We start from the raw sequence: 13,687 nt of genomic DNA, 5'->3' as shown, positions 1-13,687 counted from the left end.
CGGGAACCCGGCGTCGCGAGCGGACAGGAAGTGGTTGTGAACCCATCCCAGCGAGCCCGGATCCGCGCCGGTGATCCCGAGACGTTCGGGCAGCTCTTCTCGGACCACGCGCAGGCGGTGTACCGGCACGTCGTCCGGAGCACCGGCAACTGGAGCGCGGCCGAGGACATCGTGTCGCTGACCTTCCTGGAGGCGTGGCGGCTGCGCGGCAAGTTGCGGCCCGACGGGGACAGCGTGCTGCCCTGGCTGCTCGGCATCGCCGTCAACGTGCTGCGCAACAACCGGCGTGCGGCCCGCCGGCACGCCGCCGCGCTGGTCCGATTGCCTCCGGCCGAGGCGATGCCGGACTTCGCCGACGAGCTCGTCAACCGGATGCGGGACAGCGAGCAGCTCGCCGCCGCCACGGCCGCCCTGGACCGGCTGCGGCCGGCCGAGCGGGAGGTGTTCACCCTCTGCGTCTGGTCCGGGCTCGACTACGCGCAGACCGCGGAGGCGCTGGGCGTACCGGTCGGCACGGTCCGGTCCCGGCTGTCCCGGGCGCGGGCGAAATTGCGGGAGCTGGCCGCGGAGCCGGTCCGGCCGGCCCCCGGGACGGGCAGTGCACAGGCACACCTCGGTCGTAGCGATGCGGCCCGATCGAACCAGGAGCACCAGCGATGAAGCAGTCACCACGGCTCGATCCGGCCGAACGGGCCGAAATGGCGCGCCTGCTGCCGCCGCCGGGGGACCCGGAGCTGAGCCGCGTCCGGCACCGCCTGCTCAAGGACGCGTTCCTGCAGCACGTGGCCGAGCCCCGGGCCGTACGGTCCGGTCCTCGGTTCGCCCTGTTCGCCGCGCCGGTCGCCGCCGCGGTGCTGGTCGCGGCGATCGTCGGGGTGCTGGTGCTCAACGGCCGGACGGGCGGCGGTGCGACCTCCGGCGCGGATTCGCGCGTGGTGGTCGCCGCCGGCGACACGACCGGCGTGGCGCGGCTGATGGACCGGGTGGCGGCGGTCGCGGGCCGGGAGCCGTCGGTGCCGCTCGGCCAGGGCCAGTACGTCTACGTCCGGAGCCGGGTGGCCTGGCTGATGATCAACGGAGATGCCGACGCCGATCAGCAGGAGATCGGGGCGGCCGACGCCGTCCTCGACCGGGTGCACGACCGGGAGATCTGGCTGCCCGCGACGCGGGGCAGCGAGGGCCTCATCCGGGAGCGGGGCGAGACGTTCGGTCTGTCCGGCGCGTCACCGAACAGCAGGTACGCGGAGCTGCCCACCGATCCGGCCGAGCTGCTGAAGCGGATCTACGCCGAGACCGAGGGCCAGGACAGCGGTCCGGACACCGCCGCCTTCGGCTTCCTCGGTGACGGGCTGCGGGAGTCGTTGCTGCCCCCGGCGGTGGCCGCCGCGATCTACCGGGCGGCCGCGCGGATCCCCGGGGTGGTGCTGGTGGCCGATTCGGTCGACGCGCAGGGCCGGCACGGGATCGCCGTCGCGCGGACCCGCGAGGACGGCGAACGGCAGGAGTGGATCTTCGACCCGGCCACCTTCGAGTACCTCGGCGAGCGTTCATACCTGGTCCGGGACACCCCGCTGGGCCGGGCCGGCATGCTCACCGGTACGACCGCCGTCCTGCAGCGGGCCGTCGTCTCCGGCCCGGGCGTGCTGCCGCGTTAGCCGCCGGCCGGCACCAAATCTTGATCTTCGCGCAACGGATCGGCAGTATCTTCCACTTGGTGGGACGGTAATCTGCGAAGCAGCCCGTCTCGGGTATGAGCCATCGACGTCTCTCCCGGAAAGGACGGTGTCGACTCATGAAGGTCGGCATTCCGAGCGAAGTCAAGAACAACGAGTTCCGGGTCGCGATCACCCCCGCGGGGGTCTTCGAGCTGAACCGGGCCGGTCACGAGGTGTACGTGCAGGCGGGCGCCGGTGCCGGCTCGTCGATCACCGACGCCGACTACGTCGCCGCCGGCGCCACGATCCTCGACGGCCCGGACGACGTGTGGGCCACCGGCGACCTGATCCTCAAGGTCAAGGAGCCGATCGCCGAGGAGTACGGCCGGATGCGCGAGGGCCAGGTGCTCTTCACGTACCTGCACCTGGCGGCGTCCAAGGAGTGCACCGACGCGCTGATCGACCGCAAGGTCACCGGCATCGCGTACGAGACCGTCGAGCTGCCCGACCGCTCGCTGCCGCTGCTGGCCCCCATGTCGGAGGTCGCCGGCCGGCTGGCCCCGCAGGTCGGCTCCTACCACCTGATGCGGTCCGGTGGTGGCCGTGGCGTGCTCATGGGCGGCGTCCCGGGCGTCTACGCGGCCAAGGTCGTGGTCATCGGCGCCGGCGTCTCCGGCATGAACGCGGCCGCGATCGCGCTGGGCATGCAGGCCGAGGTGCTGGTGCTGGACAAGAACATCGCCCGGTTGCGCGCGGCCGACGCCGACTACCGCGGTCACCTGCAGACGATCGCGTCGAACGCGTACGAGATCGAGAAGGCCGTCATCGACGCCGACCTGGTCATCGGCGCGGTCCTGGTGCCCGGCGCGAAGGCGCCGAACCTGATCTCCAACGAGCTGGTGTCGCGGATGAAGCCGGGCAGCGTGCTCGTCGACATCGCCATCGACCAGGGCGGCTGCTTCGAGGACTCGCGTCCGACCACGCACGCCGACCCGGTCTACCGGGTGCACGAGTCGATGTTCTACTGCGTGGCCAACATGCCCGGCGCGGTCCCGCACACCAGCACCTACGCGCTGACCAACGTCACCCTCCCGTACGCGCTGGAGCTGGCCAACCGCGGCTGGCGCGACGCCGTCAAGGCCGACCCGGCGCTGGCCCTGGGCCTGAACACCCACGCCGGGCACGTCACCTACGGCCCGGTCGCCGAGGCGCACGGCATGCAGGCGCTGTCCCTGGCCGAGGTGCTCAGCTGACCTCGGCCCAACCCCTGCTGCGACGGGCCGTGCAGACGTATCTCGATCACCTGTCGGTCGAGCGCGGCCTGTCCCGCAACACCCTGGCCTCGTACCGCCGGGATCTGGACCGGTATGTGCAGACGCTGGCCGCGGCCGGCGTCGGTGATCTCGCCGACGTCACCGCGGCCCAGGTCACCGGGCATCTGGCCGAGCTGCGGGCGGGATCGCCGGAGCATCCGGCGCTGTCGGCCGCGTCGGCCGCCCGGGCCGTGAGCGCCGTCCGCGGCCTGCACCGTTTCGCCGCCCGCGAGGGCCTCGTGGCGCACGACGTGAGCCGCGAGGTGAAACCGCCGACCCCGCCCCGGCGCCTTCCCAAGGCGCTGGACATCGACCAGGTCACCCGGCTGCTGGCTGTTCCCGGCTCGCTGCGCGACACCGCCCTGTTGGAGTTCCTCTACGGCACCGGCGCGCGGATCTCCGAGGCGGTCGGGCTGGCCGTCGACGACCTGGACTTCTCCGACGAGGCGGCGGTCACCCTGCACGGCAAGGGTGGCCGCACCCGGCTGGTCCCGCTCGGGCGCTACGCCCGTGCCGCCCTGGAGGCCTACCTGGTCCAGGGCCGCCCCGAGCTGGTCGCGAAGGGACGCGGCACGCCGGCGGTCTTCCTGAACCAGCGCGGGGGACCGCTGTCCCGGCAGAGCGCCTGGGCCATCCTGCACCGGGCCGCGGAGGCGGCCGGACTGCCCGTGGAAGGCCCGCACGCCGTGTCGCCGCACACACTGCGGCACTCGTACGCGACGCACCTGCTCGACGGCGGCGCCGACGTCCGGGTCGTGCAGGAGCTGCTCGGACACGCCTCGGTGACGACCACGCAGCTCTACACCCTGGTGACAGTGGACCGGCTTCGTGAGGTGTACGCGACCTCCCACCCGCGCGCTCGTTAGAAGGTGAGCGTCAGTCCCTGCGACACGCCGAACGGCTGACCCCGGTCGGGCGGTCCTTGTGGCGTACAGTCGGGCATCGGCTCCGGCTGCGGGTCGAGAGGGGGCTGGGGACGTGAGCGGAAATCATGATCGCGCTGAGGCGTGGACCAATGCCCTGCGCGACCAGCAGAGCTCGCTGGACCTCGGCGCCGACCTCGGCCCGGCCGACCCGACGGCCTACACGATGCGCCGGCCGATCCCCGAGCCGATGCCGACCGACCGGCACGGTCCCGCGCGGATCATCGCCCTCGCCAACCAGAAGGGTGGCGTCGGCAAGACCACGACGACCATCAACCTGGGCGCCGCCCTGGCCGAGTACGGCCGCAAGGTGCTGCTCGTCGACTTCGACCCGCAGGGCGCCTGCTCGGTCGGCCTCGGCGTCAACCCGCACAACCTCGACCTGAGCATCTACAACCTGCTCATGCAGGACGATGTCACCGCCGAGGACGTCATCATCAAGACCGATGTGGCCGGTCTGCACCTGCTGCCGGCCAACATCGACCTGTCGGCCGCCGAGATCCAGCTGGTCAACGAGGTCGCCCGGGAGATGGCCCTGGCCCGGGTGCTGCGCACCGTGCGCAAGGAGTACGACTTCATCCTGATCGACTGCCAGCCCTCGCTGGGCCTGCTGGCGATCAACGCGCTGACCATCGCGCACGGCGTGCTCATCCCGCTGGAGTGCGAGTTCTTCAGCCTGCGCGGCGTGGCCCTGCTGCTGGACACCATCGACAAGGTCCGCGAGCGGCTCAACTTCGACCTGGAGCTCGAGGGCATCCTGGCGACCATGTACGACAGCCGCACCACCCACTGCCGCCAGGTGCTGCAGCGGGTCGTGGAAGCGTTCGGCGACAAGGTCTACCAGACCGTCATCACCAAGACGGTCAAGTTCCCGGAGTCCACCGTGGCCGGCGCGCCGATCACCAGCCTGGACCCGGCGAGCTCGGGCGCCCGCAACTACCGCCAGCTCGCCCGCGAGGTCATCGCCGCCAAGGCGGAACGGGGCTAGCTTGCTCTTCGCCCTCGGCGAACCGGTCGCGTTCGTCGCGCTGGTCGTCGCCTTCCTGCTCGGCCTGCTGCTGCGGGCCTTCGCGATCCGGATCACCGCGCGCACGCTGCGCCTGAGCGAGCGCCGCGACCCGGTGACCCCGCAGCTGCGCGAGGACGTCGACCCGTTCGGCGCGGTCGCGGCGGCCGTGGGCGGCATGGGCTGGGGCAAGACGATCTCGGTCGACGAGGTGCCCCGCTACCACGGCCGGGCCCGGGCGGCGGCGGTCTTCGCGGCCGGGCCGGTGGCGTGCATCCTGGTCGCGCAGGGGCTGTTCGCCGCGTACGTGGTGCTCTTCCCCGGCAACCTGCTGTCGGTGCTCAACATGTCCGATGTGCTGCACGGCTTCACGCTGCCGCTGGGCGAGCAGGTGCTGCTCTGCCTGGCGGTGGGGTTGCTGGCCTTCGGCCTGCTGGCGCTGATCCCGATCCCGCCGCTGGACGGCTTCGGCATCCTGTGGTCGGCGCTGAGGCGGCCGGGGGCGGGCGCGCAGCAGATGCGGCTGTGGCTCGAGGAGAAGAACCTCGGGGTGCTGATCCTGCTGATCTGCTGCTTCTTCCCGCTGAGCTACCCGTTCCTGCTGATGATCCTGGACGTGCTCGGCGTCCTCTTCCTGCGCCTGTGGGGCGGACCGGTCCCGCTCTGAGGCCGGACCGGGGAAAAGCGGTTGCCGCCGGCGGGTGATCTCCCGCAAGCTGCCTGCATGACGTACTGACGCGCACCGCCTCGCCCAGCCGGCCGTGCCCGTACGTCTTCAGAAAGAGCACTCATTGTCTCAGCACCAGTCTGCCTCCGTCACGGTGTTCGCCTCCGACGGAAGCTGGATCGAGTCCGACGCCGTCGCGCAGTGCCACCAGGTGGCCGCCCTCGACGGCATGTTCCACGTCGCCGCCCTGCCGGACCTGCACCCCGGCAAGGGCGCCCCGATCGGCGCCGCGATGGCGTCGACCGTTCTTTATCCGCACCTGGTGGGTTCCGACATCGGCTGCGGCATCGCCGTGTTCCCGGTCGACCTCAAGCGGGCCGTGCCCGAGCGCCTGGCCGGCCGCTTCCCCGACCTCGACCGCCCGGTCGAGCCGGACGACCCGGCCTGGGCCCACGTGGACGCCGACATCCCGGCCGGCCACACGGAGAGCCTGGGCACCGTCGGGCGCGGCAACCACTTCGTGGAGCTCGCGCGGGTCCGCGCCGTGCTCGATGAAGGCCACGCGGCCCGGCTCGGGTTGTCCGCCGGTGACCTCGTCCTCATCGTGGACAGCGGCTCCCGCGGCCTGGGCGAGCGCATCCTGCGCTCGCACACCGAGGTGCACGGCGCGGGTCCCGCCGCCGACCCGGCGGACTATCTGGCCCGGCACGACGAGGCCGTCCGCTGGGGCTCGCTCAACCGCCGGCTGATGGCGGCCCGGGTCGCGCTCGCCCTGGGGGCCACGCCCACCGCGCCGATCGTCGACGAGTGCCACAACCTGGTCGAGGCCCGCGACGGGGTGTACCTGCACCGTAAGGGCGCCGCGCGCGGGGACGGCCGGGACGTCCTGGTCGCGGGCACTCGGGGCACCCCGTCGTTCCTGGTGGCGGCGCACGCCGGGCCGGAGGCCAACCACTCCGTCGCCCACGGTGCCGGCCGCAAGATGTCGCGCGCCGACGCCCTGGTCCGGGGGCGGGCCAAGCACACGGTCGAGGAGCTGCGCCGCACGCCGGTGGGGTCGGTGGTGGTGTGCGGCGACCGGCAGCTGCTGTTCGAGGAGGCGCCGACGGCGTACAAGCGGATCGAGCGGGTCATCGCGGATCTCGTCGCGCACGGCCTGGCGACGTCCGTGGCCGAGACCGTCCCGGTGGTCACCTACAAGACCGCGGACCTCGGAAGTGCGCCGCGGCGCGACCGCCGCGACCAGCGCCGGGGCCGGGGAAGGTCATGAGCGGACACATGCTTCTGCTGCTGTCGGCCGGGCGCAGCCCGGTTCGCCGCTACGTGGACCGGCACCCTGTGCTGGCAGGCACCCAGTCCCTACGGGACGAGCGCCGGCCGCAAGAACTGGTACGTCATCGCCCAGCCGTGCGAGGCGGACGCCGGGCCCACGGCCTTCGCGGAGGCGGACGTCGACATCGTGGGGTGCCGCACCGGCGGACCGGGCGGCCGGGCCGTCATCACCGGCCGCCGGCAGATCCATGATGCATTGGTACGGGGAAATCCGATCCGCGTCGAACGGCCGGACGACTTTCCCCGGAAATGAAAGAACGGGTCTGTCGATATTGGACTGCACCGATTAACTATGCCTATCGCGCCGTTATGGGATATTGGCGGCGGTGGCAGTCCTGTTCGCCGCGTTCCTGCAAGTCGCCTGGCCCGCTCAGCCGGCCCGCGCGGTCATCGCCACCGATCACGTCACCTTCTGGAACACGGTCCTGATCAACACGTACCGGCAGCTCACCGGCGCCGCCGCCGCGCCGACGCGGATCAGCCGGGCCGGGGCGATCATGCACGTGGCGATCTACGACGCGGCGAACTCGGTGCTGTGCGCCCGGCGCGCGGCGGACTGCCTCGGCCAGCCGTACGCGATCAAGGTGGCCGGCGGCGGAGACTTCAGCACCGCGGTGGACTACGCCGCCTACACGACCCTGACCAGCCTGTATCCGTCGCTCGCGGCGGTCTATCAGAGCCGGCTCACCGAGGCCCAGGACGGGATCGCGGCCTCGCCGCAGCAGACGGCGGGCAGGTCCGTCGGCGAGCAGGCGGCGCAGGCCATCCTGCAGAGGCGCGCCACCGACGGGTCCGACGCACCGATGTCCTACGTGTACGACGGCGTCCCCGGCACCTTCCAGCAGATCGGCACCGGTGCGCCCGTGACCCCGCAGTGGGGGGCGGTGCAGCCCTTCGTGATGACCAGCGGTTCGCAGTTCCGGCCGCCCATGCCGGGCGACGGATCGAACTACGACGAAGTGCTGACCGGCGCCGAGTACACCGAGCAGTTCGACGAGGTGCGGCGGCTAGGCTCGCGCACCTCCACCGAGCGGACCGCGGACCAGACCCGGGCCGCGTTCTTCTGGGCCAGCGACGCCGACGGCACCTACAAGCCGCCGGGCCAGATCTTCTCCCACACGCAGATCGTCGCCAACGGTCAGAACGTCTCGGCGGAGTCCAGGGCCAAGCTGTTCGCGCAGGTCGCGGTGGCCATGGCCGACGCGGCGATCCTGGCCTGGGACGCGAAGTACAACACGCCGGTGGACCTGTGGCGCCCGGTCACCGCCATCAACCAGGCCGACACCGACAACAACCCGGACACCCCGAAGGAGACCTGGCAGCCGCTGGCCAAGGCGACGCCGAACTTCCCGGCGTACGTGTCCGGTCACGCGACGTTCGCCTACACCTGGGCCACCGTGATGAAGCACTGGTTCGGCCGGGACAACATCCGGTTCACCGGTGACCCCGACGACCCCGACGCCACCGTCAAGACGCGCACGTTCGCGAGTTTCAGCGCGGCGGCCGACGAGGACGCGCACAGCCGGCTGTGGCTGGGCGTGCACTGGCACTTCGACGCCGACGCCGTGCTCAACCCGGGAACGGAGCTCGGTGAGTTCTCGGTCGACAACTCGCTCTACTACAACACCTCGGCCACCGAGCTGCTGTACCAGCACCGCGACGGTGTCACCAATCCGCTGTCCACGTGCAACAACACCGGACGGCAATTGTCGAATGAGCACCGCTGGGAATTCTGGCGGTGTGCGGTCAGCGGCAGTTCATTCGATTTGTTCGTCCGCTGATCCGACCGTTCCGCGTTTCCCGCGATCGGAGAAGTCGACATCGGGTTTTCCGATCGCGGGATTCCGCGTGCGGCTTTCTGTTACGCGGCTCAGTCCGCGGCGGGCGAGGAGCCCGGCGTCCAGCCCGACACGTCGCAGAGCCGGCCGCGCCACAGGCAGCCGCCGCGGCCCGCGTGGTCGGGCGAGTGGATCCGGGCGTTGCGCAGGTGGATGTAGCTCGTCGGCGCCATCAGGGCGGTGTACTGCCGGTGGGTCACCTCGCCGCCGGTGTCGCGCAGCTTCATGGCCGCGTGGGCCAGCTCGGACTGCTCCTTCACGTGCTCGGCCATGCCGGTGTAGAAGGCGTCCTCGTTGTTGGTCATCTCGCTGACCTCGGCGAACCACTGCCACTGCGGGATCAGTTCGCCGCTGACCAGCAGCCCGTGCACCGTCAGGCTCAACGGGACACCCGGGTCCACCGCCTCGGTGAGCCGGTCCATCTGGGCGACGTAGGTGTCGAGGACCTTGTCCGGTCCACCCCAGTCGGCCCGCATCTGATCGGACACCGTGCACCCCCCGCTCAGGCTCCCCGGGTCCGACTCTAGGTCAGCACCTCCCCGGCCCGGCCGGTAACCGCGAATTCGGCCTTGACCTCGACCGGGATGCCGTTGAGCACGCTGTTGCCGGAGAGCTGGTCGATCACCGTCTCGTCGGTGAGCAGGTTGCTGTTCACCCCCGGGTGGGCGGCGGCCACCGTCATCCGGGTGCCGGCCAGACCGTGGCCCCAGCCGTGCGGCAGGCTCACCACCCCGGGCATGACCCGGTCGGTGATCTCGACGCGCGCCGACAGCGTGCCCGCCCGCGAGGTGACCCGGGCGTCGCCGCCGTCGGTCAGCGCGAGCCGCTCCGCGTCGGCCGGGTGGACCTGCAGCGTGCACCGGTCCCGGCCTTTCACCAGGGCGGGCACGTTGTGCATCCAGCTGTTGTTCGAGCGCAGGTGGCGCCGGCCGACGAGGACCAGGTCGTCGTGGTCGCGTCCGAGCGCCGCGCGCAGCCGCTCGACGTCGGCCGCGATCGGCTCGCCGTACAGCTCGACCTTGGCGCTCGGGGTCTGCAGCACCTCGGGGAGGCGGGGCTGCAGCGGGCCGAGGTCGACACCGTGCGGGTTCGCGAGCAGCCGGTCCAGGGAGAGCCCGTCGGGGTGCGCGCCGAACCGGTCGCCGTACGCCCCGGTGCGCAGGGCGACGTCGAGCAGGCGTTCGGCCGGATGGTCCCCACCGACCAGCGCCCGGAGCTCGGGCGCGGCGCGCCCGGTCGCTGCGGCGGCCCGCTGCAGTGCCTGCTCCAGCAGCTGCTCGTGCAGCACCGCCGGATCGGCGCCGGCGCCCTGGCCGGCCGCGATGAGCGTGAGCCGGGCCAGGATGTCGCACTCGTCCATGCTCGCCGGGTCGCCCGGCAGCACCGGCGGGGAGTACGCGGCGAAGTTGCGCACCGCCAGCGCCAGGAACGAGAAGTCGTAGTGACCCTTGCGGGCCGGGTCGGTCGGTGGCAGCACGACGTCGGCGTGCCGGGTGGTCTCGTTGAGGTACGGGTCGACGCTGACCATGAAGTCGAGCCCGCCGAGTGCCCGGTCCAGCCGGTCGCTGTTCGGCGTCGACAGCACCGGGTTGCCGGCCACCGTCACGAACGCGCGGACCTGCTCGTCGCCGGGCGTCTCGATCTCGTCGGCCAGGGTGGCGACGGGCAGCTCACCCTTGACCTCGGGCAGTCCCCGGACCCGGCTGTGCCACCGGCCGGTCCGGAAGCCCTTGCCGCCGGCGCGCGGGCGCGGGCTCAGGTGCGCGGCCAGCGGGAACATCACGCCGCCGGGCCGGTCCAGGTTGCCGGTGAGCACGTTGACGACGTCGATGAGCCAGCTGGTCAGCGTGCCGAACTCGACCGTGCAGGTGCCGATCCGGCCGTAGACCGCGGCGGTGGGCGCGGCCGCGAGCTCCCGCGCCAGGCCGCGGATCCTTTCCACCGGTACGGCGCAGACCGCGCTCACCCGCTCGGGGGTGAAGGCACCGGCGAGCTCCCGGACCTCGTCGACACCGGTGACGTGCCCGGCCAGCCCGCCCAGCTCGACCAGGCCCTCGGCGAACAGGGTGTGGACGATGCCGAACAGCAGGAACGCGTCCGTGCCGGGCCGGATGAACAAGTGCTCGTCGGCGTGCTCGGCGGTGCGGGTGCGGCGCGGGTCGACCACCACGAACCGGCCGCCGCGGGCCTGGATCGCCTTGAGCCGCCCCGGGAAGTCGGCCGCGGTGGCCAGGCTGCCGTTGGACTCCCACGGGTTCGCGCCCAGCACCAGCAGCAGGTCGGTGCGGTCGAGGTCGGGCACCGGGATCGTCAGCGGGTTGCCGTACAGGTAGCCGCAGGACACGTGCTTGGGCATCTGGTCGACGGTGCTGGCGGAGAAGATGTTGCGGGTGCCGAGGGTGCGCAGCAGCGGGGTCAGGTAGAGCCCGCCGGCCATCGTGTGCACGTTCGGGTTGCCCAGGTACAGGGCCACCGCGTGCGGGCCGTACCGGTCGATGATCGGGCGCAGACCCTGCTCGACCGCCTGGAACGCCTCGTCCCAGCTCACCTCGACGTGCTGGTCGCCGCGGCGGACCAGCGGCCGGCGCAGCCGGTCGGGATCGGCGGACAGCTCGCCGAAGGTGGCGCCCTTCGGGCAGAGGAAGCCGTGGCTGAACACATGCTCGCGGTCCCCGCGGGCGGCGACGATCCGGTCGTCGCGAACGGTCAGCTCCAGCCCGCAGGCCGCCTCACACAACGGACACGTCCGAAACGCCATGTCGATCACCCGTCTCCCGGTTACTGGTCAGTATCCTGCCATGACGACGGCCTTTCCCCCAGGCATTGATAGGTATCACTCGGACTGCGAGGATGGCTCAGGTGACTGGTGGCGTGGTGGCAACCGTGCGGCGGGCTGTGCTCCCGGCGTTCTCCTTGATGGTGTTGGTGCTGGCCGGAGCGTTGACGGCGACGCCCGCCGCGGCCGCGCCGCCGGACGGCGACCCGGATCATCCGTGGCGGATGCGGCACTGGCCGCAGACCCAGCCGTGGCAGCGTGACCAGCCGGCCGCGCGCCGGGCCGGCGCGGACGCTCCCCAGCCGATCGACCCGCAGAACTACGAACTGCCGGACACCATGACCTGGGACGACTACCGGGCGGTGCCGGGCACCGACTGGTCGGATCCCGCCGTGCCGGGCTCGCTGCGCAATTTCCGCGGCGCCCTGGTGCTCGTGGACTTCCCCAACCAGCCGTTCGTCGTGACCCAGCCGCCGAACTCCACCGTGTTCGGCAATCCGTCCACCGTGCACGACCTGCCGCGGGCCGACGTCCCCGCGTTCTACCGGGACTTCCTCAACCAGCCGGGCGAGCTCAACCAGGGCCACACCATCCACGAGTACTGGATGGAGGACTCCGGCGGTCGCTACGGCATCAGCCTGGGCTCCTTCGGCGTCTACCAGCTACCGGCCAAGAGCCACGAGTACGGCATCGAGAGTTCGATGCAGCGCGGCCTCGGCTGCCCGGCCGGCGACAAGTGCGGCCGTGACCTGCGCGCCGACGCCCGCGCCGCCTGGCTCGCCGACGTCGGCGAGACGGTGGCCGCTCAGTACGACTTCGTCTTCTATCTGGCCGCGGGGCAGGACGAGTCGTCCACCTGGCAGGAGTTCGGCCAGATGAAGTTCGCCGGCCCGGACAGCGTGCCGGACGCCTTCGGGCCGCCCGACGAGGCTTTGCCCAACTGGAACGCGACCCGGTACGTCGACTGGACCTCCTGGCAGGCCTCGGCCACGGTCTGGCCCAACGCCGCCAACGGCAGCTCGGTGCAGGCGGAGAGTTCGGGCATGTCCACCTACGCGCACGAGTTCAGCCACATCCTGGGCGTGGGGGACAACTACAACAACCCGTACTCGGTGCCCGCGCGGCGCGACTACAGCGGGCCGTGGGAGATGCTCAGCCGGGGCACGTTCAACGGTCCCGGTGGTCCGCACAGCCGCTGGCTCATCCCGGGCACCGCCGGGTCGTCGATGGGCGCCCAGCACATGCTGCGCAACAAGATGAAGCTCGGCATCATCGACGACGCCGCCGTGCTGCGCCTCTCCCGCGAAGCGCTGACCGGCTCGGGTGTCGTCGTGGCGCGGATCAAGGCCCGCGCGGTCCGGCCCGGCAGGGGGTTGTCGGGGATCAACGTGACGCTGGACGGCGGCGACAGCAGTCCGGCCTGCGACACCGCCGCCGACCCGTACTGCGACGGCGGCAAGTACGACAACTACACGGTCGAGGTGGTCGACCGGATGGGCTTCGACTCGTTCACCCCCGACTCCGGCGTGCTGCTGGCCAAGACCAAGAACGCCGACTCGGCCCCGTTCATCTGGACCGTCGACGCCAACCCGCAGGACATCGACAAGGTCGACTTCGTACGCCCGGACGGGACCCCGCAGAAGATGACCGTCGGCGACTACCGGCAGCTCTCCGACGCGCTGTTCCACGCCGGCACCGGCTCGGGCAGCGAGTACGAGTACGTCGACACCGCCAACCGGCTGCACTTCTACGTGCTGGACATGCGGCGGGACAGGGCGGGCGTGCTGTCGTACACGGTCGCGGTCCGATCCCTGGACGGCGCCGGACCGCAGGCCCGCGGGGTGGCGGCCGGCCGGGCCGTCGCCGCCGTGGCGCCGTCCGGCTGGGCCCGCTGCCGCATCCCGGTCCGCAACACCGGCCGCGCGGCCGCGACCGCAGGCCCGCTGAGCGCCTACACCGGCTCCGACGTCTACCGCGTGTCCGCCACGGCCGGTGCGGGCTGGACCACCTGGCTGCCCCGGGCGGTCACCGACGTCGCGAACGGCCGTACCGCGTCGGTGGACGTCCACGTCAAGCGCCCGGCCGGCACGCGGAAGGGGACCAGGGTCGCGGTCACCGTCACCTCGGAGAGCAACCCGGCCGCGACGACCACGACCTCGTGCCGGGTGCGGTGAGCC

General features: G+C 71.8%; 11 protein-coding genes and 1 pseudogene. 10 read left to right on the top strand and 2 right to left on the bottom strand.

The features are described from left to right. The first annotated feature begins 36 nt into the window (after window positions 1-36). The 9 genes and pseudogenes from ACWEOZ_RS10165 (at window position 37) to ACWEOZ_RS10125 (ending at window position 8,677) form a co-directional block, all read left to right on the top strand. On the top strand, window positions 37-660 hold the full coding sequence (locus ACWEOZ_RS10165) for an RNA polymerase sigma factor (protein ID WP_451910386.1): 624 nt from the start codon (window positions 37-39) through the stop codon (window positions 658-660). Then, window positions 657-1,655 carry a CU044_5270 family protein gene (locus tag ACWEOZ_RS10160; RefSeq protein ID WP_451910385.1) on the top strand — a complete coding sequence of 333 codons (999 nt, stop codon included), beginning with the start codon at window positions 657-659 and terminating at the stop codon, window positions 1,653-1,655. The genes ACWEOZ_RS10165 and ACWEOZ_RS10160 overlap by 4 nt, the downstream gene beginning before the upstream one ends. 137 nt (window positions 1,656-1,792) lie before the next feature. After that, window positions 1,793-2,908 carry an alanine dehydrogenase gene (gene ald / locus ACWEOZ_RS10155; protein WP_451910384.1) on the top strand — a complete coding sequence of 372 codons (1,116 nt, stop codon included), beginning with the start codon at window positions 1,793-1,795 and terminating at the stop codon, window positions 2,906-2,908. After that, window positions 2,905-3,834, top strand: a complete 930-nt coding sequence (locus ACWEOZ_RS10150; protein ID WP_451910414.1) for a site-specific tyrosine recombinase XerD — start codon at window positions 2,905-2,907, stop codon at window positions 3,832-3,834. The genes ald and ACWEOZ_RS10150 overlap by 4 nt, the downstream gene beginning before the upstream one ends. Window positions 3,835-3,946: 112 nt before the next feature. Beyond that, the gene (locus ACWEOZ_RS10145) at window positions 3,947-4,879 is read left to right on the top strand and encodes a ParA family protein (RefSeq protein ID WP_203774887.1); all 933 of its coding nucleotides are present in this window, start codon (window positions 3,947-3,949) and stop codon (window positions 4,877-4,879) included. Window position 4,880: 1 nt separating this feature from the next. Continuing rightward, window positions 4,881-5,564 carry a hypothetical protein gene (locus tag ACWEOZ_RS10140; RefSeq protein ID WP_451910383.1) on the top strand — a complete coding sequence of 228 codons (684 nt, stop codon included), beginning with the start codon at window positions 4,881-4,883 and terminating at the stop codon, window positions 5,562-5,564. A 124-nt stretch (window positions 5,565-5,688) separates the two neighbouring features. Beyond that, window positions 5,689-6,834: an RNA ligase RtcB family protein gene (locus tag ACWEOZ_RS10135; RefSeq protein ID WP_451910382.1), complete on the top strand. Its 1,146-nt coding sequence runs from the start codon at window positions 5,689-5,691 to the stop codon at window positions 6,832-6,834. 30 nt (window positions 6,835-6,864) lie between these two features. After that, window positions 6,865-7,149: pseudogene (locus tag ACWEOZ_RS10130) on the top strand (peptide chain release factor H); the annotation flags it as partial. Between the two features lie 73 nt (window positions 7,150-7,222). Beyond that, window positions 7,223-8,677: a vanadium-dependent haloperoxidase gene (locus ACWEOZ_RS10125; RefSeq protein ID WP_451910381.1), complete on the top strand. Its 1,455-nt coding sequence runs from the start codon at window positions 7,223-7,225 to the stop codon at window positions 8,675-8,677. Window positions 8,678-8,766: 89 nt separating this feature from the next. Here ACWEOZ_RS10125 and ACWEOZ_RS10120 read toward each other — a convergent pair whose 3' ends face one another. Next, complete coding sequence (locus ACWEOZ_RS10120; protein WP_451910380.1) at window positions 8,767-9,222, bottom strand: hypothetical protein; 456 nt, start codon at window positions 9,220-9,222, stop codon at window positions 8,767-8,769. Between the two features lie 35 nt (window positions 9,223-9,257). Then, the gene (locus ACWEOZ_RS10115) at window positions 9,258-11,492 is read right to left on the bottom strand and encodes a molybdopterin oxidoreductase family protein (RefSeq protein WP_451910379.1); all 2,235 of its coding nucleotides are present in this window, start codon (window positions 11,490-11,492) and stop codon (window positions 9,258-9,260) included. Window positions 11,493-11,584: 92 nt separating this feature from the next. Here ACWEOZ_RS10115 and ACWEOZ_RS10110 point away from each other — a divergent pair, with 92 nt between their 5' ends. Beyond that, window positions 11,585-13,684, top strand: a complete 2,100-nt coding sequence (locus ACWEOZ_RS10110; protein ID WP_451910378.1) for a M6 family metalloprotease domain-containing protein — start codon at window positions 11,585-11,587, stop codon at window positions 13,682-13,684. Window positions 13,685-13,687 lie beyond the last annotated feature (3 nt).

The sequence above is a fragment of the Actinoplanes sp. NPDC004185 genome, assembly GCF_053603475.1.
Note: the sequence above shows the minus strand (reverse complement) of the source record. Positions and strands in the feature narration are given on the sequence as shown.